This is a genomic window from Paenibacillus bouchesdurhonensis, assembly GCF_900155685.1.
Classification (GTDB): Bacteria; Bacillota; Bacilli; order Paenibacillales; family Paenibacillaceae; genus Fontibacillus; species Fontibacillus bouchesdurhonensis.
Genome location: NZ_LT732548.1, coordinates 4,328,313 through 4,352,691, shown reverse-complemented (window position 1 = coordinate 4,352,691; position 24,379 = coordinate 4,328,313). Strand labels below are relative to the sequence as shown.

Annotated in this window: 19 protein-coding genes; 14 read left to right on the top strand and 5 right to left on the bottom strand. The window is 47.7% G+C overall.

From position 1 onward, the window contains the following. Positions 1 to 9: 9 nt before the first annotated feature. From CZ379_RS23935 to CZ379_RS23925, 3 genes are all read right to left on the bottom strand, one after another. Positions 10 to 1,422: a tagaturonate reductase gene (locus CZ379_RS23935; protein WP_110933910.1), complete on the bottom strand. Its 1,413-nt coding sequence runs from the start codon at positions 1,420 to 1,422 to the stop codon at positions 10 to 12. A 129-nt stretch (positions 1,423 to 1,551) separates the two neighbouring features. Continuing rightward, complete coding sequence (locus tag CZ379_RS23930; RefSeq protein ID WP_110933909.1) at positions 1,552 to 2,547, bottom strand: LacI family DNA-binding transcriptional regulator; 996 nt, start codon at positions 2,545 to 2,547, stop codon at positions 1,552 to 1,554. 109 nt (positions 2,548 to 2,656) lie between these two features. Then, entirely contained in the window at positions 2,657 to 5,005 is a 2,349-nt protein-coding gene (locus CZ379_RS23925) for a helix-turn-helix domain-containing protein (protein WP_110934540.1), read from the bottom strand. A 205-nt stretch (positions 5,006 to 5,210) separates the two neighbouring features. Here CZ379_RS23925 and CZ379_RS23920 point away from each other — a divergent pair, with 205 nt between their 5' ends. From CZ379_RS23920 to CZ379_RS23875, 10 genes are all read left to right on the top strand, one after another. Then, a complete protein-coding gene (locus CZ379_RS23920; RefSeq protein ID WP_110933908.1) occupies positions 5,211 to 6,737 on the top strand; it encodes an extracellular solute-binding protein in 1,527 nt (508 codons plus the stop codon). A 195-nt stretch (positions 6,738 to 6,932) separates the two neighbouring features. Further along, positions 6,933 to 8,462 carry an extracellular solute-binding protein gene (locus CZ379_RS23915; RefSeq protein ID WP_110934539.1) on the top strand — a complete coding sequence of 510 codons (1,530 nt, stop codon included), beginning with the start codon at positions 6,933 to 6,935 and terminating at the stop codon, positions 8,460 to 8,462. Positions 8,463 to 8,591: 129 nt separating this feature from the next. Next, positions 8,592 to 9,563 carry an ABC transporter permease gene (locus tag CZ379_RS23910; RefSeq protein WP_110934538.1) on the top strand — a complete coding sequence of 324 codons (972 nt, stop codon included), beginning with the start codon at positions 8,592 to 8,594 and terminating at the stop codon, positions 9,561 to 9,563. 21 nt (positions 9,564 to 9,584) lie between these two features. Beyond that, positions 9,585 to 10,460: a carbohydrate ABC transporter permease gene (locus CZ379_RS23905; RefSeq protein ID WP_110933907.1), complete on the top strand. Its 876-nt coding sequence runs from the start codon at positions 9,585 to 9,587 to the stop codon at positions 10,458 to 10,460. A gap of 59 nt (positions 10,461 to 10,519) precedes the next feature. Then, positions 10,520 to 11,617, top strand: coding sequence for a glycoside hydrolase family 88/105 protein (locus tag CZ379_RS23900; protein ID WP_110933906.1), 1,098 nt, complete (start codon positions 10,520 to 10,522; stop codon positions 11,615 to 11,617). A 90-nt stretch (positions 11,618 to 11,707) separates the two neighbouring features. Continuing rightward, positions 11,708 to 12,859 (top strand): glycoside hydrolase family 88/105 protein, encoded by a 1,152-nt coding sequence (locus tag CZ379_RS23895; protein ID WP_110933905.1) that lies wholly within the window; start codon positions 11,708 to 11,710, stop codon positions 12,857 to 12,859. Further along, positions 12,846 to 14,207, top strand: coding sequence for a glycoside hydrolase family 28 protein (locus tag CZ379_RS23890; protein ID WP_110933904.1), 1,362 nt, complete (start codon positions 12,846 to 12,848; stop codon positions 14,205 to 14,207). The genes CZ379_RS23895 and CZ379_RS23890 overlap by 14 nt, the downstream gene beginning before the upstream one ends. An 11-nt stretch (positions 14,208 to 14,218) precedes the next feature. Next, positions 14,219 to 15,109 (top strand): dienelactone hydrolase family protein, encoded by an 891-nt coding sequence (locus CZ379_RS23885; protein WP_110933903.1) that lies wholly within the window; start codon positions 14,219 to 14,221, stop codon positions 15,107 to 15,109. A 46-nt stretch (positions 15,110 to 15,155) separates the two neighbouring features. Then, positions 15,156 to 16,127 carry a pectinesterase family protein gene (locus tag CZ379_RS23880; protein ID WP_110934537.1) on the top strand — a complete coding sequence of 324 codons (972 nt, stop codon included), beginning with the start codon at positions 15,156 to 15,158 and terminating at the stop codon, positions 16,125 to 16,127. A gap of 5 nt (positions 16,128 to 16,132) precedes the next feature. Continuing rightward, positions 16,133 to 16,495, top strand: a complete 363-nt coding sequence (locus CZ379_RS23875; RefSeq protein ID WP_110933902.1) for a family 43 glycosylhydrolase — start codon at positions 16,133 to 16,135, stop codon at positions 16,493 to 16,495. 72 nt (positions 16,496 to 16,567) lie between these two features. Here CZ379_RS23875 and CZ379_RS23870 read toward each other — a convergent pair whose 3' ends face one another. Beyond that, positions 16,568 to 17,422 carry an AraC family transcriptional regulator gene (locus tag CZ379_RS23870; protein WP_324616504.1) on the bottom strand — a complete coding sequence of 285 codons (855 nt, stop codon included), beginning with the start codon at positions 17,420 to 17,422 and terminating at the stop codon, positions 16,568 to 16,570. Positions 17,423 to 17,602: 180 nt separating this feature from the next. On the opposite strand from CZ379_RS23870, the gene CZ379_RS23865 reads away from it, so the two are divergent. The 4 genes from CZ379_RS23865 to CZ379_RS23850 are packed head-to-tail and all read left to right on the top strand — an operon-like array spanning position 17,603 to position 21,102. Continuing rightward, complete coding sequence (locus CZ379_RS23865; RefSeq protein WP_110933900.1) at positions 17,603 to 18,436, top strand: amidohydrolase family protein; 834 nt, start codon at positions 17,603 to 17,605, stop codon at positions 18,434 to 18,436. A gap of 12 nt (positions 18,437 to 18,448) precedes the next feature. After that, positions 18,449 to 19,432 (top strand): aldo/keto reductase, encoded by a 984-nt coding sequence (locus tag CZ379_RS23860; protein ID WP_110933899.1) that lies wholly within the window; start codon positions 18,449 to 18,451, stop codon positions 19,430 to 19,432. After that, positions 19,429 to 20,451: a zinc-binding alcohol dehydrogenase family protein gene (locus tag CZ379_RS23855; protein ID WP_110933898.1), complete on the top strand. Its 1,023-nt coding sequence runs from the start codon at positions 19,429 to 19,431 to the stop codon at positions 20,449 to 20,451. The genes CZ379_RS23860 and CZ379_RS23855 overlap by 4 nt, the downstream gene beginning before the upstream one ends. A 27-nt stretch (positions 20,452 to 20,478) precedes the next feature. Next, entirely contained in the window at positions 20,479 to 21,102 is a 624-nt protein-coding gene (locus tag CZ379_RS23850) for an SGNH/GDSL hydrolase family protein (RefSeq protein WP_110933897.1), read from the top strand. Positions 21,103 to 21,233: 131 nt separating this feature from the next. Here the strand turns inward: CZ379_RS23850 and CZ379_RS23845 are convergent, their stop codons facing one another. Next, complete coding sequence (locus tag CZ379_RS23845) at positions 21,234 to 24,362, bottom strand: beta-galactosidase, LacZ type (RefSeq protein WP_110933896.1); 3,129 nt, start codon at positions 24,360 to 24,362, stop codon at positions 21,234 to 21,236. Positions 24,363 to 24,379 lie beyond the last annotated feature (17 nt).

The window sequence follows — 24,379 nt, the reverse complement described above, 5'->3', positions numbered from 1 at the left end:
TCATCACTCCTAAATCAATTGTTGTAGAGCAGTGCGGCTGCCAGATGCCTCTAGCTGCTGCAAATAACCTTCGATCGCTTGCACGAGATCCGGAACCTCGGTCAAATCTTCGCCCCATAAGCTTGCATCCTTCAGAATCGTTGCCACGAATTCGTCAGGACGGCTCCAGGCTTCATCAAATACGGCAATTACTTCGGCGCCGTCCTGGCGTTCGATCTTGTCGCCGCGGTAGCTGAGCAGCAAGGCGGCAAAGGATAGAGTAGTAAGCTTAGGCAGTTCTCCTTTTTCCTGCTGATAACGAAGCAAAACAGGCAATAATCTCGTTTTGAACTTAGAAATGCTATTTAATGAAATCGAAGTCAGCTCATGACGGATAAACGGGTTTTTAAAACGTTCCTGAACAGCTTCCGCGTAGGATTGCAATTCTTCTTTTGGCAGGTCGAGCATAGGGATTAGCTCTTCCTCGATCAAATTCCTCACGAATACGGAGTAAGTAGCGTCATTCATGACATCCTCCACCGTTTCCAATCCGGCTAATAAAGCTAGAGGCACCATTGCGGTATGAGGGCCGTTCAGCAGATGAACCTTACGCTCACGGTAGGGTGTCATATCCTCCGTGACAACGACGTTCAATCCCGCTTTGGCCAACGGCAGACGCTCGGAGAGGGAGGCTGGCCCTTCGATAACCCAGAATAGAAAAGGCTCTGCGGTAACCATCAAATTATCCAGATAGCCCAATTCCTCTGCCAAAGCTTGTGCTTTGTCACGCGGGTAGCCTGGAACGATACGGTCAACCAAGCTGCAGCAGAAGGTATTCTCTTGCTCAAGCCACTGTATGAATGCTTCGCCGAGCTGCCAATCGTTCGCGTATTGCAGTACGACTTCTTTCAGCTTTTCGCCGTTGCGGTCGATCAGTTCGCAAGGGATAATGGTAAATCCCTTTTTGCCTAACTGAAAACGTTTGTGAAGCAGCGCCGTCAATTTTCCAGGGAAGCTCTTTGGCGGAGCGTCGGCAAGGCGGTCTTCAGGACGATAGGCGATCCCGGCCTCCGTAGTATTGGATGTAATGAATTCAAGCTCATCGTTTTCCGCCAATGCGAGATAGCCTTCGTAATCGGAATAAGGATTGATGACACGGCTGACGCTGGTGATGATCTCATGGTCATTGACCGTTTGCTGCTGCATGATGCCGTTTAGCAGCACCGTATACAGATAATCCTGCTTGGCCAGCATGTCGCCGAGGCCTTGCTCGATCGGCTGCACCAGAACAGCGCTGCCTTGAAACAGCCCCTTATTGTTCATTTGCTGCAGCTGCCAGTCCACGAAAGCGCGCATGAAGTTGCCTTCGCCGAATTGAATCATTTTCTCAGGGTAAATGGGCAAGTCTGGAAAGGTCGTTCTGGAAAGTTGTGGTTGTGTCATATTGGATCGCTGTCTCCTTTTTGTGATTAACGTCATAATGCACACGTTAACAATTTTATTTAAAAAAAAGAGAAAACTCTTTTTTTTAATATAAATAGGTGTTGTTGCTGGGACGCTAGAATGAAAAGTTTAAATTTGAGCTACGGTTTGACGAACCATTAGGGCCGTCTTGACGAATAATTGCTCCGGCTTGCGATCCGGCTGCTGCATTAGCTCAATCAGCTTCAAGGTTCCGAGCTCGCTTATATCTGCAATCGGTCTGCGAACTGTCGTCAGTGCAGGATTCGTATAGCGGGCAAAGACGATATCATCGAAACCGATGAGGGACAATTGAGTGGGGATAGCCACAGCCTCTGCAAAGCAAGCATTCATTGCACCGATCGCCATATCATCATTACTGCAAAAGACGAGGGAAGGCGGATCAGGCAGAGCTAACAATTGGGACATCGCCGTATAGCCGCTCTCAATGCTGTAGTCGCCGATAACGAAATAATCCGAAGTCAACGGCAGGCCATTCCCCAGCATGCTGTCCAGAAAGCCTTGTTTACGCTCGGTAGAGGACTTGAAGCCTGTTTTGCCTTCAATCATGGCAAGCTTGCGGTGACCTTGGGAAATCGCATGATCGATAGCTTCCTTGACCCCTTCGCGGTCGTTCGCGATGACGTTCATAATGCTCGGATCTTCCAACTGTCGATTCAGAACGACCAAAGGAATTCCCATCTTCTTCACGTGATAGATAAAAGCGTTGTCTGCATCGCTTTGGCTCATCACAAGAATGCCGTCAAAGCGTTGGGGGATGATATTGTCCAGATTGTGGATGCTATCGATCCCGTTTACAGACAGGTTGTAGTTTTCATCAAGCACATGGTTGATTCCTTTGATGACCTCCACGAGAAAGCTGGCTGAAGTTCCCTGATCGATACTGGAGAAGAATAAACCGATCGTATAAGACTTCTTCATCACCAGGCTCTTGGCATTGTAATTCGGCACATAATTTAGTTCAGCGGCGATTCTCTCAATGCGATCCCTTGTCTCCTTCTTAATCAGCGGATTGCCGTTGAGCGCCCGGGAGACCGTTGTATGGGATACACCAGCGACACGTGCAATATCTTTAATCGTTATCATAGAACCTCACTATTTTGAATCTCAATAATTGTTAACGATTTCATTGTATAACCTAACACCTGATAAATCAAGCGTTTTATGTTATGCACACGTGAAAAAAATATGAACGTTACAGCGTCTGGTCAAACCCTGAATTCGACTTCTTGGACACAGCATGGCATTCCCGATATTGGCCCGGGGTCATCCCTTCAAGCTTGCGGAACGATCTTATAAAGTTCTGCGAATTGTTATATCTTAGCTTGGCGGCGATATCCTTGATCGGCATATCTGTCTCTTCCAGCCATTTCTTTGCCATTTTGAACCGATACATCGTTAGATATTCACTGAAATTATACTGCGTTTCCTTACGGAAGATGCTGCTGATATAGTTTGCGTTGTAATGAAGTCTTGAAGCGCACTCCTCCAGCGTAAGATCCGTATCGTAATAATTTTGTACCAAATCGATGATCTTCTCGGAAATGTTATGATATTGGGCATTTTGCCTGCTGTTAAATATTTTGATCATGGGATGGATGACTACGCTCCAGAACCAGTCCTCGATCTCCGCAACCGTATGCAGGTCAAGCATCTCTTCGAACAAAGAGCCATTTGCATGATAAATTTGGTTCAGGCTGATTCCCGATTCCTGCATCATAATTAGCAAATTATTAAGCAAACGAGTCAGAGGAATTTGATATTCCTGCGGAGTAAGCTCCAGTCCGAAGATAGACTTAAATAATTGGCGTACAAGTTCTTTCGCTTTATCGGTTTCCGCCAGCTTGATCGCGTCCATCAAGTCATTTTCTTTATGCGTCGGATAGTTTAAATTCAAATAATGCTTGCCAGAGTTAATGTTCTCATATTGAATAATTACCCCTTTGCCGAGCTTGATCCGATGCTTCAACGCTTCCAGACTCTCCCGGTAAGCGGTTGAAATTCTATGCACGGTTTGGAACGGCAGGCTCAGGCCGATGCTGACCTGCAGCTTCAAATAATTGTTGATCTCCTGTTGTAGATTTTCCGTTAGCGAATAGAGCGTTTTGTGAAAAGACACCTCATCCGCATCCGTACTGCCGATCAGTGTAACGACAGTTTGATCAATTATGACCGGGGCAAGCCGCTGCTCAGGGGAGACCAACTCCTCAATCATATTATGGGCGGCAAATAATAACAGGTTTAGATCCTTCTTCTCATAGGCCGAATCGTCGCAGAAATCGATAGATAGGGTAAATACGGCCATCGTTCGCCACTCTTCGACTTGAGTCAAGTAACCGAACTGCTCAAGCTCTTCGATGAACTCCCTCTTTTTGAGATGTCCATTGAACGCCTTGATCAGGAAAAATGTCCGCACCTGCTGAATATGCTGGCGAACTTCCTTCTCGAGCTGCGATTTCGATTGGAACAGATGGTGGACATGCTCACCGATCAGTTGAAATTCATTGGAATGTTTTATTTTAATGTCTGCTTTTCGTTGTCCCATTTGATTAAGCAATCTTTCAATCGGCGAATACATGCGGCGCGAACCGATCAAAGCGGTCAGAATAGACAGCAGCAGCATAATTAAACAGACGTACAATGTATACGCGCCGATTTTATTCGATTCTTTGGTCATGCTCTCGATGGACGTTACCGACAAATAGACCCAGCCATTCATTTGCGATTTCAAGTAGGTGACCGCATAATCTTTTTTATCGATCAGCGTCTTGAATTGGCCTGAAGACGTGGGAGAATCGGTAATTACCGGCATTTCAGTGAATCCACTTTCACTTATAGGTTTGCCAATCATCGTTTTATCTGGGTGAAGAAGGACTCGGTGATGCTCATCGAGAATCATAATGCTGTCAAAAGGCTCTATTTCCGAGTTGATAAAATCACTTAAACTACAGGCCGGTATATTCGCCATGGCAAGCCCGTATTTATGCAGCTTGGAAGTAGGAAGCCTCTTAATCAGACTTATGCTGTAATTGCAATCCGTGACATTCAGGCTCTCCTCGCTATAGAACCAAGCGGAGGGAGTTAATACCCATGACGTATTATCCGAGGTGTTAATCAGATTCGTAAGCTGCTCATAATTTTTATATTGATCCAGTCGATACAATCCGGAGTTTTTAATCATCCAGTTCTTTCGCTGGTTTAATAAAACGACGTCCTCCAGTTTCGTATCAAAAGATTGCATGTTGCGGATTTCGTTTCTTAAGTCGTTATACAAAATGAAATCGCTCTCATTTAGCGGGTTGTCGAGTGCTCTTTTTAATACACTGGAGTTGACAACTTGGTTTAAAGTTTGATTGACTGTTGTTAATTTATGCTCTACATTGGAGTTGATTTGCAGGATAAGTTCCATTTTACTTTTGTTCACATTTTTTTGGATTTCGTTTGAAGATGTCAAATATGAGAATGAACCGATGAACAAGACGGGAAGCGTACCGATCACAAAGGCGAAAATAGTCAGTTTACTCAAGAAACTTAATGGTCTCACAGAACTCAGCACCTCTGCTTGTGTAGAAGTAGTCAGCGTAACCTGCATGTGGATGAATAATAACAATAATCATCTCATAACGCAATAATCATTTCCTCTAATTATGTCTATCAGTTATAAAATATTCAAGTAATAGGTTGTATTGTATATATGTGTACGTTAAGCGTAAGAGACAGATCTTACATTACTTGTAGGGGGAACTGAAATGCCTAGATTGTCTTCAAGAAAAACCACGCTACACTATTTACATTTGCTTATACCGATTTTCTTCACTGTATTGATCGGGTGCGGCGATGTACAATCTGCTCGAACGGACTCCAGCGATATTCGTCCCTATGTATCCATATTGGCCCCGCTTCATTTTCCGCAGCAGCCCTCGAAAGAGGTGATTACTGAGTTGGAAAGACTGACAGAAGTGGAGCTTGATATACGCTGGGTTCCTGAAGGAGTCTATACCGATAAAATGAATACGGCTCTCACGACGAACTCTTTAGCGAAGGTGACCTTCGTGAAATTTACGGATTACGGCTTGGTCAAGAATGCCATCAAATCCGGCGATTTCTGGGAGATAGAGCCCTATCTTGCGGAATTTTCGAACTTAAGTCAGCTGAGTCCAGCCATTCTTCGGCAAACGGCTGTGGAGGGCAAAATTTACGGACTATATACCGAACGGCCTTCCTCAAGGCAGGGGATCATTATCCGCAAGGACTGGCTGGACAATCTTCAATTGGAGGAGCCTCATTCTCTGGAGGATTTATATGAAGTATTGAAGCAATTTACTCATAACGACCCTGATCTGAACGGAAAGCAAGACACGTTCGGCCTTGTTGACCGCAATGACTTGGTTTATGGCGTATTCAAGACGCTGAGCTCCTATTTCGGCACTCCAAATAATTGGGAGCAGGTCGATGGCCATTTCATTCCCGAATTCGAGACGCAAGAATATATGAATACGATGAATTTCATGAAGAAATTGTATGACGAGAAATTAATTAATCAGGATTTCGCTTTAACCAGCAAAGAGTTGCAGCGTGATAGCTTTATTCGCGGATCCGCAGGCGTATATATTGGAAGTATGACGGATGTCCAGCGATTGTCCATTGAAACACAAGCTTTGAATCCTAAGGCTGAGCTGACCCTAATCAATCGAATTCATGGCCCGAAAGGATATAAGGTATGGTCTATTCCCAACTACAATGGATTGTATCTCTTCTCCAAAAAGGCCATTGCAACGGAAGAGGAATTAAAGCAGGTGCTCGCTTTTTTTGATCGAACGATGGATAAAGATGTAGCCAACCTGATGATGTACGGCGTAGAAGGAAGACATTATAAAATTGTGGACGGTAAGGTCATTCTTCCCGAAGAAACCTCAAGGCTGCGCGTTGATGAAGTGAATCCTTTGTATTCTCTTATGATCGCGGATATGAGCAATACCAACATTATGGAGGTTGTTCAGAAGGAAGAGCTGACCGCTGCTGCAGAACGGCTGAGTGAAGATAATGAATCCTTCCTGGTGGCCGATCCGACCGTTCATTTAAGCTCTGATACGTTTGACGAGAAGAATGCCGAGCTTTCACAGATCATTACGGATGCGACGTACAATTATATTTTGGGGGAAATAACCGCTGAAGGCTTTGTGAATGAGACTTTGAAATGGCGTCAAAACGGCGGTGATCTCATCATTCAAGAGTACGAGGAAGCCCTATTACGCGAGCGAATGCGAAATAATTAATGAAGGATCATACGAGACCACTGCGCCTTATGCACAGTGGTTTCTTTGTGTTTCCAGCGCTGTTACGGTGATAATCATTTATTCAGATCCCTTGGTATATCAGCGTTTATGAACAAATGATTGTATTCGTAACCTCATTCAGGCTGTACTGTTGAAAGTGTAAAAACAATAAGTCAAATGGAGGTCAAAATGGTTATGAAGAAAAAATCCTTCTCCATCATGTTGGCTGTATTGCTGACACTAAGCGTAATGTTGACAGCCTGTTCAGGCGGCAACGAAAAAGCAGCACCGAATACAGGGGGCGATACCGCGAAAGGCGCTGAATCAGAAGCGCCGATGGAAATTAAAATCATGCTTCCACTTAACACTTCAGAGACACCGCCAGACACCATTAAAAAAGAATTAGAAAAATTAACGAACACAAAATTAACGTATCAATTTTTCCCGGCAGACACGTATGAAGAGAAGCTGAATTCTTCTTTTGCAACGAGTTCATTGCCGCAAGTGACTTATTTGAAAAATCAGACGACATTCATCCAAATGAAGGATGCGATTAAAGACGGTCAATTCTGGGAAATCGGGCCTTATCTCAGCGAGTTTCCGAACCTGAGCAAGCTGAAGCCGGAAATTCTGAATAATACCAAAGTAGAAGGCAAGCTGTACTCGCTGTACATCGGCAGACCGCTGGCTCGCCAAGGGATTATCTATCGTAAGGACTGGGCGGACAAATTGAACCTTGCTGCTCCAGCTAACGTTGATGAATTGTTCGAAATGGCTAAAGCGTTTACAGAGCAAGATCCCGATGGCAACAATGTGAAGGATACGACAGGGGTCGTTGATCGGAACGAATTGACATACGGCGCATTCAAGACGGTATCCTCGTGGTTCGGAACACCGAACGGCTGGGGAGAAAAGGATGGCCAGCTGCAGCCTGAATTTACGTTCCCACAATATATCGATACGATGGATTTCTTCAAAAAGCTTCGCGATGGCGGATATATGAACCAGGACTTCGCGGCAACGAGTAAAACGGATGCCGTCAAAATGTTCACCAGCGGCAAAGCGGGTCTATATATCGGCGGTTCCATGCAGGATATTGATTCCTTGAATAAGGATCTTATTAAAAACGCCCCGGATGCTGTACTGGATACGCACAGTATGGTTGCCGGACCGGACGGCAAATTCGCGCAATGGATGATTCCTGGATATAACAACGTTGTCCTGTTCCCTAAAGGCGCTGTCAAAGACGAGGCTGAACTGAAAAAAATCCTCGCGTTCTTTGACAAAATGATGACTCCAGAGGTTTCCAACCTTATGTTCTGGGGAATCGAAGGTGTGCACTACACGGTTGAAGACGGTAAAGCGAAGCCAACCGATGATAAAGAATTGATCGAACGGGAAGTAAAAGGCTACAAGGATAGCGTGATCGGCGAATCCGAGACGAATGGCATGTACGAGCCGTATAACGTGCTGCCGGGCCGCATCCATGCTGAAGAATTGCTTCTGGAGAACGTGAAGGTAGGGGTTCCAGATCCAACGGCACCGCTTGATTCCGCTACATTCACCGAGAAGGGTGTCGAGCTTCAGCAAATTATTACGGATGCGACATATAAGTATATTTATGGTCAAATCGATAAAGCGGGCTTTGAGAAAGAAGTAGAGAACTGGAAGAAGCGCGGCGGGGATAAAATTATTGAAGAATACAACGCTGCATACAAAAAGTAAGGATCTAGTTTGAGGCAAAGTGATAAAGGAATTAGAAAAGGTTGTTGATGTTGATACACTCAACAGCCTCTTCTATTCCAAGGGGGCTAAGTCACCTTGCTCCATTATGAAACAGAAAGGAAGAAGATCATGCAGGAAGTGACCGTACAGCCGAGTCCGAGTCCAGTTCAACCAAAGCTAGATGCATCGAAAAGCAAACAAGAGATCAAAAGGCGAATATGGAGAAATAGATGGCTCTATGTCATGATAGCGCCCGGACTGCTGTATTTCATTATCTTCAAATATTTACCGATGTACGGGCTAATTATTTCCTTCCAGGACTATAAGCCCTACAATGGCATTCTCGGAAGCAATTGGGTAGGTATGAAGCATTTTACGAGGTTATTTACCGAACCGGATTTCCTCAATATTTTAATGAATACCTTGATTCTATTCGGATTGAATATCTTTATCTACTTTCCGATTCCGATTATACTTGCACTCATGTTAAATGAGCTCCGAGGTAATTTCTTTAAACGAATTTTTCAGTCGCTCCTTTATATACCCCACTTTATGTCTTGGGTTATCGTCGTCTCCATTTCATTCGTTATGGTTACGATGGACGGAGGAATTATAAATGATCTGCTTGTCTTCTTTGGATTTGAAAAAATCAATTTCTTGCTAAACCCGAGCTGGTTTAGACCTATGTATATCATTCAGGTCATATGGAGAGAAGCAGGTTGGGGAACGATTATCTACCTGGCTTCCATTGCTGCAATTGATCCAGGGCTTTATGAAGCTGCACGCATGGACGGTGCCGGCAGACTCAGACAAATTTGGCATATTACGATCCCGGCCATACGAGGCGTTATTATTACCCTATTTATTTTGAAAATTGGTTCCGTTCTCGATTTGGGATTCGAACATGTCTACTTGCTGCTGAATTCCATGAACAGAGAGGTTGCGGAGATTATCGATACGTATGTTTACACCGCTGGTCTAAGGCAAGGTCAATTTAGCTACAGTACCGCAATCGGCTTCTTTAAATCCATCATTGGCCTCATTATGGTCATGGCAGTGAACAAAATTGCCAAGAAGCTGGGAGAAGAAGGCGTCTATTGATAGACTACGGGAGGAATTGAAATGGTAGAAGATAGATCTTTCACCGGCAGACTTTTTGCCGCTGTGAACTTTACATTGCTAGCGATCATCACTTTGATTACTGTACTTCCCTTTATTCACGTTGTAGCAGGTTCATTTACTACCAGTGCGGAATTGGCGGCTAGTAAATTTGTGTTGATTCCGAAGGTTTGGAGCTTTGAAGCTTATAAATTCATCTTCTCAACGAATACGATCTTCAGGGCGATGGGCGTATCGATTGGAGTAACGTTAGTTGGAACGCTTGTCAGTATGTTCTTGACGGCACTGATGGCTTATGGACTGTCCCGCCAGGATTTGGATGGGCGAAAAGTTGTAAACTTCATGGTCGTGTTCACGATGTTGTTCCATGGCGGAATGATTCCTACGTTTCTAGTCGTTAAAGAGCTGGGGCTGATTGATACTTACGCTGCATTGATTATTCCGTCAGCAATCAGCGCCTTTAACATGATTATTCTCAAAAACTTTTTTCAGAATATTCCGGAGGGACTGGAGGAATCGGCCAAAATTGATGGCTGTAATGACTTCGGTATTTTGTTCAAAATTGTGCTGCCGTTATCGATGCCGGCAATTGCAACCATCTCCTTGTTCTATGCGGTAACTTATTGGAATACCTACATGACGGCGATCCTGTATTTGGATGACAGCGCGAAATGGCCGATTCAGGTTCTGCTCCGACAAATCGTAGTATTGGCCAGCGGCATGGATCATAGTTCTACGCTGGATGCTGCGGTGCCGCCGCCAGACCAAACCATTAAAATGGCGGTTATCGTAGTAGCTACCATGCCGATTCTGATGGTGTATCCATTCCTTCAGAAGCACTTTGCCAAAGGGGCTATGCTTGGTTCGATGAAAGGATAATTCATACTGTAGTTCATCTTGGAGCAAGAGGATATTGTTAGCATGGAGGGAGCTTGAAAATGACTGTAAATGTATCGGCTACGCCGCTCGACTGGGCAAAAAAAGCATGCGATTCCTTAATGGAAACTTATAAGGCGGGGGAGCTTCCCCCAGCTCATCGCTGGCATTATCACCAAGGTGTATTTCTTTGCGGGATGGAGCTTCTGTGGAAAACGGTCAAGGAAGATCGCTACGTTGATTATATTCAAGAGTATGTAGATGATCTCGTGGATGAGCATGGTAATTTATACTTTCAACGGGATGAGCTGGATGCCATGCAGGCCGGGCTGCTGCTGTTCAATCTTCATGAAAGAACGGGACAGGAAAAATATCGGATTGCAGCAGAGAAATTGAGGAGCCTGCTTCTAACGATCAACAAAACTACGGAAGGCGGCTTTTGGCATAAGGATAAGTATCCGTATCAGATGTGGCTGGACGGACTTTACATGGCCGGAGTATTCTCCTTGAAGTATGCCAACGCATACGGAGAAACGAGTCTGCGCGAAACCGTGCTTCACCAGGAAAGATTAATGCGCAAGCACATGAAGGATGAAGCGACGGGTCTCTTGTACCACGCATGGGATGAGAGCCGACGCATGCCTTGGGCGAATCTGGAGACGGGCTGTTCACCGGAATTCTGGAGCCGATCGCTTGGATGGTATGGTCTGGCCTTGGCGCAATTCATGGATCTGCTGCCTGATGATCATCCAGGACGTGCTGAACTTGCGCCTGTTCTGGGAGATTTCGTAGAAGCGCTGATCCGTTATCAAGACGGAGAGAGCGGCTTATGGTATCAGGTCGTCGACAAGGGACATATGCCGGATAACTGGCTGGAAACCTCAGGCTCTTGCTTATTCGTGTATACGATAGCCAAGGCGGTGAAATTGGGGATATCCGGCGGGAATGCTCTAGCTGCTGCCCAAAAAGGCTATTCAGGATTAATTCAGGCGCTGCAGCAGGACGAGCAGGGACGATTGATCCTGCCAGACATCTGTATTGGCACATCGGCTGGGGATTACGAGAATTACATTTCCAGGCCGAAAGTAAATAACGACTTGCACGGGGTGGGTGCCCTGGTCATGGCATGTGTTGAGATGGAGTCCTTAATCAACGGCTAATGGCTGTACATCATCACTGATCTAGGACTTGATTCTCTGAGGCTGCAGGGTATCAAGTCCTTCTATTTCATCTGATCCACGGAGGCTATAATGACGATTACAGCTTGGTCTACGAGTACCGCAGATTCTATCATGGATCGCTTGCCGAAGCTCTATGAGGACAAAGGCTATGCTGGCAGGTGGTCTTATGATTACGGCGTAGTGTTAAAAGGATTTGAACTGCTATGGAAGCAGACGGGCGAGCGTAAATATTTTCAGTTCATTAAAGATAATATGGATCGCTTCATTCAGGAAGACGGGAGCATTCATGGGTATCGTCTTGAAGAGTATAACATCGATCATATTAACAACGGAAAGCTGTTGTTTACGCTATATAGCGAGACGAAGCAGGAGAAGTACAAACTGGCGGCAGCTTTGTTGAGAAAGCAATTACAGACTCATCCGCGAACCTCGGAAGGCGCCTTTTGGCATAAGCAGATTTATCCCAACCAAATTTGGCTGGATGGTCTTTATATGGGGGCACCCTTCTATTTGGAGTATTTATTGACGTTTGAAGAAGGGCACGGCATCGAAGATGTGACGAAGCAATTCATGATCAGCGAGAAGCATGCGAAGGATGCGAGAACAGGCCTGCTCTATCATGCGTGGGACGAGAAGCGCATTCAGCCGTGGTGTGATCCTCGTACGGGACTATCCCCCAACTTCTGGGGACGCTCCCTTGGCTGGTATGTTATGGCTCTGGTGGATGTCCTGGAAATCCTGCCGGAAGAGCATGGCGATTATGGAGAACTGGTTCGAATTCTAAGGGATCTCTTAAGCGCGATTAAGAAGTATCAAGATGCCGCTACAGGGGTTTGGTACCAAGTTATAGATCAGGGTGATCGTAAGGGCAATTACTTGGAGGCCTCAGCATCGAGCATGTTCGTCTATGCCATGGCTAAGGGACTCCGGCTTGGTGTGCTGGATAACAGCTGGATCGGAACCGTGGATCACGCCTTCGCCGGGGTGATTGCAGAGTTTGTGCTTGAGACGAAAGAAGGCTGGGTGAATCTGAACAAAAACTGTCAGGTAGCTGGATTGGGCGGAGTTGACCAGCGCGACGGCACTTATGCTTACTATATCAGCGAGCCGATTATTACGAACGATCAAAAGGGAGTAGGCGCGTTCCTAAAAGCATGCGCCGAATACGAACCGTTAAGACGAGAGCATGAGAATGGAGCGAGGACAGATGCAAGTATATAATATTGTAGATTTTGGAGCAGTACAGGATAGCACGGTTCCCGTAACCGAGGCCATTTCCAAAGCCATCGCTGCTGCAAGCGAAGCTGGCGGCGGTACCGTTTATGTACCGGCAGGGACGTTTCTGACCGGAGCTATATTTTTGAAAAGCAATATTGAATTGCGCTTAAATCCCGGAGCTGTTCTCTCGTTTAGTACGAATCCGGATGACTTTCCGGCCGTGGAAGCGAGATGGGAAGGTGTTAAGCGGCAGGTTCATGCCCCTTGCATTAATGGCATCGATATACATAATGTATCGATTACCGGAAGCGGGATGATCGAAGGGAATGGGCAGCCATGGTGGGATAAGCATCGCAATAGACCGGAGGAATTGGAATTCCCGCGGCCGACGACGATCGGCTTCTATAACTGCAAGCGGGTGACGATTAAGGATGTGAACATCAGGAATTCCCCGAGCTGGACGGTGAATCCAATTTGCTGCTACGATGTCACTGTAGACAATGTCTCGATCTATAACCCGGCGGATTCGCCGAATACGGACGGCATCAACCCGGAGTCATGCACCAACGTGCGCATCAGCAACTGCAATATCGACGTCGGTGATGATTGTATCGCGATCAAGGCTGGAACTGAGGATACGGCGGATCGAGTGCCATGCGAGAATATTACGATTACGAATTGTACGATGGTTCACGGTCATGGCGCTGTCGTGCTCGGAAGCGAGATGAGCGGAAATATTCGCAATGTCACGATTAGCAACTGTACTTTTAAACAGACGGATCGGGGCATTCGCCTGAAATCCAGACGAGGACGAGGCGGAATAGTCGAAGACATCCGCATCAGCAACATTGTGATGGAGGATGTGATCTGTCCAATTAAGCTGAACCTGTATTATTTCTGTGGCCCTCGCGGCAAGGAGAAATATGTATGGGATAAGCATCCTTATCCGGTTACCGAGGAAACCCCGTGCTTCAGACGTATTCATTTCGCGAATATTACAGCGCGGAATGTTCATGCAGCAGCTGGCTTCCTGTATGGACTTGCCGAGCAGTATATTTCGGAAATCACGTTTAACGATATCGATATTTCCATGGCAGAGGATGCCATTCCAGGTTATCCGGCGATGATGGCCGGCATCGACAAAATGCAGCGCCGCGGCTTTTATTTGGGGAACGTTCGGGATATTCGCTTTAACCGGGTCACGATCGAGAATCATGAAGGCACCGCCTTCTATATTGAGAACGGCGAGAATGTGGAGGTCACGCAATGTGAATCCAGAAACACTAAAAAGCCGGAAAAATTAGTGGAACAAGTTACGGTGGCACCTTCAAACGATAATATCAATGAATGAGGTGGAGTGTTATGACACGTGAGCGATTAAAAGGATTGTTAGGAGACCTGCCTGTCAATAAGCCAATTTCAGCAAAGGTATTGACCCAGGAGGAGCACGATGGTTATTGGTTGGAAACTTTGGTGCTCGATTTAAACGGAATCGAACAAGTACCCGCTTATGTGGCTAAACCTTTACATGGAGAGGGGCCGTTTCCACTCGTTGTTGTGAATCACTCTCATGGCGGGGATTACGAGCGGGGACGCAAGGAATTTATTAAGAGCAGCCATTATTTGCAGGAGCCCTCCTTTGCCAAGGTTCTTACGGGGATGGGCTATGCGGCCTGTTGTATCGATATGTGGGGCTTTAATGAGCGCGGCGGCAAGAAGGAGAGCGAGCTAGTTAAGGAAATGCTTTGGCGAGGCAGAGTGATGTGGGGCATGATGATCTACGATAATATGCGCATGGTGGATTATATGTGTCAACGCGAAGATATCGACGGCTCTCGCATTGCGACGATGGGGATGTCGATGGGAGCCATGATGTCTTGGTGGATGGCGGCTCTGGATGAGCGGATCAAGGTCTCGATCGATATTTGCGGACAAGTTGACGCGGAGACCCTTATTGTTAAAAGAGGTCTGGATCATCATGGATTCTATTCTTATGTCCCCGGCTTGTTAAAGCACTTTAAAACCTTGGACATTCAGAAACTGATTGTGCCTCGTGCCCGGATGAGCATGGTCGGAAGAAACGACCGGATGACTCCGATTGAGGGCGTTGAGGATTTGGCGGACGGGCTATATGAGGCCTACCAAGCTGCGGGCAAAGCTGACCACTGGCAGCCCGTAATATCCAGTGCCGGTCATATGGAGACGATGGAGATGCGGGTAGCCTGGCAGCAATTTTTGGCGGAGCATCTGTAGAATGGGCGAGTTAACGAAGCAACTTCCGAACCATATACCGGATCATATCATAGTAGGACAAGAGTCATTCTGTCATTTCCGTACGATTCAAGCGGCGATCGATTTCCTGGAGAGGTACACTGCGGGTACGATTCAGACGCTGTATATATTGTCAGGAGTATATGAAGAGAACGTGCTCATTTACCGCTCGCATTTACGGATCATTGGCCTAGGATACGTCGAAATTGCCGGTAGGCGGTATGCGCAAGAGTTGGACGAGCGCGGTGAGCGCATCGAGACGTTCGGGACACCGACTTTGTTTCTAGGCGGCAGCGATCTGGTTGTAGAAAATATAGTAGTGACAAATACGGCAGGCCAGGGGCCGGATATCGGTCAGGCGTTAGCCGTGTATGCACACTGCGATTTGGCCGTATTCCGGAATTGCTCCTTTAAGGCTCACCAGGATACGTTATTTACAGGACCGCTGCCGCCAGCGCCGAGAGAACGGGCGGAGTTCGGCGGAATCCCGCTCCGGGAGCGCCATGCTCATTACCGTCAATTGTACGAAAATTGCTATATCGAAGGAACCGTGGATTTTATCTTTGGCGGAGCGACTGCCTATTTCGACACTTGCGAGCTAAGAAGCCTGCGTCATTACGAGGATCAAGCAGGTTATATCACGGCGGCTTCTACGCCGGCGGGACAAGAGCACGGCTATGTGTTTCATCGCTGCTTCCTAACGGCGGCTCCCGGAGTTGCAGACGTGTACTTAGGGAGACCTTGGCGCGAATATGCCAAGACTGCATACGTAAATTGCATCCTGGGCGATCACATTCATCCGCTTGGCTGGGACAACTGGAACGACCTTGCCAATCAAGCGAGCGTGCGCTATGAAGAGTATGGCGTTCGTCATGCGGAGGTCTTACGCTACCAGCGAGTCCCGTGGGCAGGTATTTATGAGAATGAGCCGGAGTCCAAGTCGCTTAGAAAGGAACAAGTTTTTGCCGGTACAGATTTTTGGCAGCGAAAAGAGGAGTAGAGCCTATGAGTTTGGATGCGAATACGAGCATTATTAGCGTCAGGGACATCTACTATGCAGCGCTACCTTCGATTGACGGCTTGCCGGGTGTGCGGATCTATCAGTCCAAGGATTTGGAGCAGTGGGAGTATTATACGGATATTGTCACCGACCAAGGCGAATGGAATGGAAGTCCAAATCTTAACCCCTGCACCCCGCAACTGAGCTATCATGACCATCAATTTTATTTGATCTATTCCGATCTCAAGAGCTCCACGCGCCCTTCACTAGATTGTGAAAGCTACCTGATGGTAGCGGATCGGCTGGAAGGGCCATGGTCGGAGCCGATTTGTTTGCATAGCAACGGATTAGCCCTTAGTTCATGGTGATCGTTAGTTTCATATAAATCGTCATAAGAGTCATACCCTTTTTTTGAATTATGCTGTTTAGCAGCATGGCCATCAAGGAATGGGGTAGGGCTCTTTTTTTGCCTCCGGGCTTGTTCTGTATTCCTTCGGCGTTAATCCTGTCAATGCTTTAAAAATACGATGAAAATGAGCCGGCGTATCGAAGCCGCAGCGTTCTGCAACGACGTTGATTTTGTCCTCCGACTGCAGCAGCATTTCCTTAGCACGGATAATTCGCTTGGCATTGATATAATCCGTAACGTTCATCGCCGTCAACTGCTTGAATACCCGCGAGAAATGAGGCGGGGAAACATTGGCATCATCAGCGAGCTGCGCTAGCCCGATGCGATGTTCGGGATGCTCGTCTATGTACCGCAGGGCATCCCTGATCCATTGAGGGCCTATCTTGGAGCTATCGCTGATTTCTTTCCATTCTTGCAGAGATAGCCGGTTGATATGCAGCAGTAAATGGCACACAAGCAAGCGGATCGCTTCGCGATAGCCTAAACGCTGACAAATGATTTCTTCGTTGATGTTCTCCAGGGCCGTTTCCGTAATATTCTTAAGATCGCCGGACAGCTCGATTTTGAATATTTTCCTCTTTCGCGCAAGCTCATAGCATAGCAGATGGGAATACGAATCATCCAGAGAGCTGGTCGTGAGCAATGCCGGCGCGAAGTAAACGGCTGTTGATACGATGGGCTCGTCCCGATCAGGCAGGGCATGATGTATCGTATTGCCGGGAATGATGAACAAATCGCCCGGCTTCTTCTCGTATAACGTGTTGTTGATAAAAAAACTCCCGCTGCCTTGATGAATATATACAAGCTCATAACGGTCGTGCAGATGATCGGGCAGCTCATCCCGCTGTCTTTTTACCGCTTTATAAACGATCTCGAACGGGAACAAAGGATCGCCAAAAAAAGGCTTGCGAAGCGGATGAATATGGGCTCACTCCTTCCATCATGTTCTATTTATGATATCAAAATAAGTTATAAAAATGCAGGAATGAAGTGTTACATTATCATATTTTACATATAAAATGAAGGTATGAATAGATTTATATCATAAATAGAGGTGTGACATAAAATGCGAATTGATGCTCATCAGCATTACTGGCGGATCGAACGGGGGGATTACGGCTGGATTACGCCGGATATTCCTACGCTCTACCGGGATTTTTTGCCCGTAGATTTAGAGCCCTTATTGAGGGAGCATAGACTGGACGGCAGCATTCTTGTGCAGGCGGCACCGACTGTAGAAGAAACGGAATATATACTTTCGATTGCGGAGCAGGCTTCATCCGTTCTCGGGGTTGTGGGCTGGCTTGATCTCCATCAGCCTGATCACAGGCGGCATTATGAGCGCTTTCGCCGGCATCCTAAATTTGTCGGATTTCGCTTGATGATTCAAGATATGCCGGACAGTTCCCGGATTTTGGAGAGAGACTTTGTGCAAGCGCTGCAAGGCTATGCCTCCGAGGATGTTCCGATTGATTTGCTGGTCGTGTCCGGGCAATTGGAGCATACCTTAGAGCTGATTCGGCAGGTTCCGAACCTGCGCGGAGTTATCGATCACATGGCCAAGCCGCCCGTCAAGACCGGAGAAACCGAACCATGGTTTACTTATATGGAAGAAATAGCGCAGTTTCCGGGCATGTACTGCAAATTATCGGGGATGGTTACCGAAGGGGATCATCAGCATTGGAAGCCGGAAGATTTCAAGCCATATATGGAGCGGATAATCCGATTGTTCGGATCTGCGAGAGTGATGTTTGGAAGCGATTGGCCCGTCTGTCTGCTAGCGGGTGAGTATAGCGAAGTGATAGAGCTATTACTGAGCACGCTGCCGGAGACTTGGGGGGAAGCGGAACTTTCGCGAGTGTTCGGCAGGAACGCCGTAGATTTTTATAAACTTGGATGAGGTGATCTTGCTATGAAATATCGGAAATTAGGCAACACGGGCCTGGACGTATCTGTGCTTAGCTTTGGGGCTTCGTCGCTAGGATCTGTGTTCCGTCAAACGGATGACAATGAAAGCATCCGCACGGTGCACGCGGCTATTGATGCAGGGATCAATCTGATCGATGTCTCGCCGTATTACGGCCTGACGAAGGCGGAGACGGTGCTGGGCAAAGCTTTGCAGAGTATTCCACGGGACAAATACCTGCTATCCACGAAGGCGGGGCGCTATGGAGAGGATACGTTCGATTTTACCGCGAAGCGGATATACAGCAGTGTGCAGGAAAGCTTGAATCGGCTGCAGACGGATTATCTCGATATTTTGTTTTTGCATGATATCGAGTTTGTTTCGCCAGGCATCATTCTAGAGGAAGCCGTACCGGCGCTTCACCGTTTAATAGAACAGGGGATCATTCGCTACGGAGGCATCAGCGGGCTGCCGCTGCAGCTGTTCGAGCGGATATTGCCGCAAATCGACATCGACATGATCCTTTCCTACTGCCATTATTCCTTGAACGATACCTCGCTGCTTGATTTGCTGCCATTATTGCAGGAAAGGGAGGTTGGCTTAGTGAATGCTTCCCCGCTGTCAATGGGATTGTTGAGCGGTCAAGGGATGCCGGATTGGCATCCAGCCGATGCGAGAGTGAAGGCAGTCTGCCAGCAAGCTATCGATTATTGTGCATCCCAAGGGGAGGACATAGCGAAGCTGGCCGTACAATTCTCTACGCATAATGAGCTTATTCCGACAACCTTGGTCAGCACAGCCAACTGCGAGAATATTGTCAATAATGCACGTTGGACAGATGAACCGCTGAACGAGGCGCTGCTGAATAAAGTGCTGGAAATACTGGCACCCATTCATAACGAATCTTGGAGAAGCGGCTTGGAAGAATACAATGAGCAACGCCGGAACAGCGGCTCGGTTGAGCCGATTGAAGGGGGGCGGAAAGCATGAGAGGGATCGTGTGTGAGGAGGCCGGGAAATTCGTATACCGGGAGGACTTGCCGGAGCCGGCTCTGAACAAGGGAGAAGCGATTGTGCGTATTCAGCGAATCGGAATATGCGGCACCGACCTGCATGCGTATCAAGGCAACCAACCCTATTTCAACTATCCGCGAGTGCTAGGACACGAATTAGCAGGAACAATCGAAGCGCTTGACGAAAATAGTTATGGGCTGTCTGTTGGCGACCAGGTTAGCATTATTCCCTATATCCACTGCGGGGAATGCATTGCTTGCCGCAGTGGTAAAACCAATTGCTGTGTGTCGATGAAGGTATTTGGCGTGCACATTGACGGGGGCATGCGGGAACGAATCGCTGTACCGATAAGCCATTTGATCAAAACAGAAGGACTTACGCTGGATCAAGCAGCTATGCTGGAGCCACTGGCCATCGGCGCTCATGCTGTTCGCCGCTCCGGACTTAAGGCCGGAGAGACGGCGCTCGTCATCGGTGCTGGGCCGATCGGGCTTGGCATTATGGCGCTTGCCAAGGCGCTTGGGGCCAAAGTCATCGCGATGGATGTGAATGAAGAACGTCTCAAGCATTGCCGCTCCTGGGCCAAGGTCAATGATACTGTTAACGCTCAGAGCAAGCCTAAAGAGCGGATTTCCTTCATAACAAAGGGAGAATTCCCGTCAGTTGTGTTTGACGCTACCGGCAACGCCAGGTCGATGACGGGGGCATTTGAATTGGCCTCTCATGGAGGGCGAATCGTCTTCGTCGGCCTGGTGAAGGATGAAATTACGTTTGATGATCCGGAATTCCACAAGCGCGAGCTGACTTTAATGGGCAGCCGAAATGCGACCAAAGAGGATTTTGATCATGTGCTGCGTGCGATTCTAGAGGGCCATATGGATATAAGCCGGTACGTAACGCACGGCTCTGCCTTTGGAAATATGATCAGCGAATTTGATGCATGGCTGAAGCCCGAATCGAAGGTGATTAAGGCAGTGGTAACATTGGAAGACTAGTCAGGCAATTCAGAGGAGGTACTAAGCGTGTTTTTGAAACAAGATGATGTCATTCTATTTCAAGGAGACAGCATAACGGATGCGGGACGGGATTATAGCGATTATAACTCGCTCGGCCATGGCTATCCTTTATTGATTGCAGGGCGATTGGGACATCGTTATCCAGAGAAAAATCTAAAGTTTCTCAATCGCGGCATTAGCGGAAATCGAGCCGTGGATTTACAGGGGCGCTGGGATGAGGATTGCCTTGCGCTCAAACCTACGATCGTATCTATTTATATCGGCATTAACGATACCTGGCGCCGTTATGACAACGGCATGCCGACGACAAGTCAACAATTCGAGACGTATTACCGTGACTTGCTGGAGCGAACCACAAAGTCGCTGGATGCTAGACTAGTTTTGGTCGAGCCTTTTGTATTACCTCATCCCGAAGACCGGAAAGGCTGGAGAGAGGATTTGGATCCTAAAATTCAGGTCGTACGCCAATTGGCACGGGAATTCGGAGCGCTGCTTGTCCCGTTGGATGGATTGTTTGCTGCAGCCTGCAGCAAAGCAGAGCCGGCTTATTGGGCCGGGGATGGAGTACATCCGTCGCCCGCAGGGCACGAGCTTATTGCCGACGCCTGGTTACGGACTTGCGGTTTATAATTTAGAAGGTTTTGAAAAAAGCGTGGATCACTGTTAGGGACTGACCCTATAACGTGACCCACGCTTTTTAATTTTTAAATATTAAACTAAGTGAGAAAAATGATTCCGAAGAAACAGACCCGTTAAATCTCTTATTTTATCGCTTGCAGCGCAAATTTGAATGTATAGATCCGGTTTGCCGGAAGGGTGAACTCCTCATGCGTCGGCGCGCCCCAACTGTCGTCCCCGCCAACGCCCATCTGCTTGTAATTGACGCGCAGCACGGTTTTATCGCTTGGAGGCAGCTTATAAGGATGATCATGCGCTTCGAGCTCCAGCGGCGTCCAAGGCAGAGCGCAGACCTCCATGAGCGAGGAAGCTTCGATGCGCAGACCCGGGCCATCCGTTCCTTCCGTCAAGCAAGCGAAGCGGACATCGGTCTTATTGCCGCATTCCTGCGGTCGCAAATAAGGTACGAATTGCTCGAGGACAGCTCCCGAGTAGCGCCCTACTTTCGCTCCCGTATTGCGATCACAGTAGTTATCATGCGGGCCGCGGCCGTACCAGGCGATCGTGTCCAAGCGTCCGCTCAGAATAAACATCATGCCGATTTCGGGGATTTCCGGCAAGCCGCTTCCAGGTACGAGTTCTTCGCAAACCTCGATCCTTCCGCTTGGTAGAATGCGATATTCTACAGATACCGTCGATAACGGTGTAGTCGCGAGAATGTAGCGGCTTGTTATGACAATTGTCGACCCTTCCTGTTTCCAGGTGAATTCGCTTAGCTGTCTGTTCTCCGATACCTCTCTCCATATGCGGCAGCGCTTGTCCAGTTTATTGCCCAAATCGTTATCCGTCACTGCGCGCCAGAAATTCGGCTTCACCGGTTCTGCCAGCAGCTCTGTGCCGGAGGAATCGTAGGAGAGAAGATTTCCGGTAACCCGGCTGAGCCTTAAGGCAAAGCCGTCCCCAGAGACGATCAAATCTTCATCCACTTCCTTGGCGGATACTGCAGCGATGCTGTCGGCGCTAGGCAGTTCTTTTTTATAGTAAGGAGTAATTATGAACTGTTCCCATGCTATTTCGTGACCCGCATTCGCCCATTTCGCTGCCTCGCGCGTGACAAGAGAAACGGTCAGGATGGCTTCACGCTTATATTGCTCAGCAGTTAATTGATCATTAGATAATAGGTTAGGAATCACAAGCTCCGTGCTCTCTCCCGGAGGCAGGTTAAGCCCGGCCGTTCCGCTCTGATGAATCTCGCCGTCTAAAAGGATTTCCCACTTCAAAGCATAGCTGTTTAGATCCGTAAACAAAAATTGATTTGTAATCCGAATCCGCCCTTCCTCCAGATTGACGCCCTCGAACTTAACGTTCTGATAGCACTTCTTTACCTCGTCCAGCTTTGGTGTTACCGTCCGATCAGCAAAAATCAAACCATTCCCGCAGAAATTTCCGTCATGGGGGGACTCTCCAAAGTCTCCGCCGTAAGCCATGTATTCGATACCGTCGGAAGTTTTGGTGCGAATTGCCTGATCGACCCAGTCCCAAATGAACGCCCCTTGCAATATTTCATAACGGTCAAACAGCTCGGTATAGAGATGAAGCCCTCCGCAGGAATTGCCCATAGCATGGCTGTATTCGCAGATGATATAAGGCTTCTTCGGGTTGTTTCTGGCGTATTGCTCGACCTCTTTTGGCTTGATGTACATCGTGGATTCCATATCGGATGCCGCTTCCGATTCCCGGTAATGGAAAATACCTTCATAATGCACCAGCCTTGTTGGATCAGCCTGCTTGAAGAACTTATGCATGGCGATAAAGTTATCGCCCCCGTAGGATTCGTTGCCAAGCGACCAGATGATGATCGAAGGATGATTCTTGTCCCGCTGGAACATGGAGTTGCAGCGATCCAGCACGTTATCGCGCCACTCCGGCTTGCTGCCCGGGATATTGCGCTCATTAAGCCCTTTTTGCCCGTATTCCCACGCACCGTGCGTCTCCAAATTGGTTTCGTCAATGACGTATAAGCCATATTCGTCACAGAGCTCATACCAGAGAGACTGGTTTGGATAATGGGACGTTCGGACTGCGTTGATGTTATACGTCTTCATCAGCTCGATATCACGGATCATATCCTCTTTAGTGATAGCTCTTCCTTTATCGCAGGAGAATTCATGTCGGTTGACGCCTTTGAACACGATCCGTTTGCCGTTGATCTCCATCAAACCGTCCTTTAATTCAAATGTACGGAATCCGACTTTGCAGCTGACGGCTTCCAGCAGTTGTCTGGCCTCATCCTTTAAGCTAAGCACCAATGTGTAAAGATTTGGCGATTCGGCGCTCCATTTGAGCGGATGCTGGACAGGAGCGGTTAGCTTTACGGCTTGCTCAAGCCCCTCTTGAAAAGAAACCTCAGACGAATAAGGGTCGTCCCATACCCCTTGCCGATCCGCGTCATAGAGCTGCATTTCAACGGTACAGCCGGCCTTGCTTATGAAGTAATCCTCCAGCTTCACATCTACATTCAGCTGTGCGTGCTTGTATGCGTCATCCAGTTTGGTTCGAACGAAGAAGTCGGCGATATGCAGCGGCGGAGCCGAGTACAAATAGACTTCGCGAAAAATGCCGCTGAGCCGCCAGAAGTCCTGATCCTCCAGCCAGCTGGCGTCGCACCAGCGATACACTTCTACGGCCAGCTTGTTCTCTCCAGTGACGAGATAGGCGGTAATATCAAATTCCGCAGGCGTAAACGTATCTTCGCTATAACCGACGAGCTCCCCGTTCACCCATACATAGAAAGCCGACTCTACCCCTTGAAAGCTGAGATACACCGGCTGATCCTTCCATTCTTCAGGCACTGTAAACGTCCGGATGTAAGAGCCGACCGGGTTGTAAACGGTTGGCGCAAAGGGGGCTTGAAGCTCAGGCTCCGATTCCGCCCACGGATAACGGACATTCGTGTATTGCGGATAATCATAGCCATGAAACTGCCAGTGCGAGGGTACGGGAAGATCTGCCCAATCGCTATAGTCATAGTCTAGTTTATAAAAATCGATGCACCGCTGTGCAGGAGTTTCAGCAAAGGCGAATTTCCAGGCTCCGTTCAGCGAGCGGTAGTAGGCAGAGGCGGTTTTATCCCCGGCAAGGGCTTCATTCACCGTATGAAAAGACATCTTGGAAGCATGCGCCTCCATGCGGTTGATTTGGAAAATCTCCGGGTTGTTATTCCACTCGGGATATCCGTTGGCAGGCGGTTGATAGATGAGTTTCTGGCGCAAAATAACCACTCCCTTTT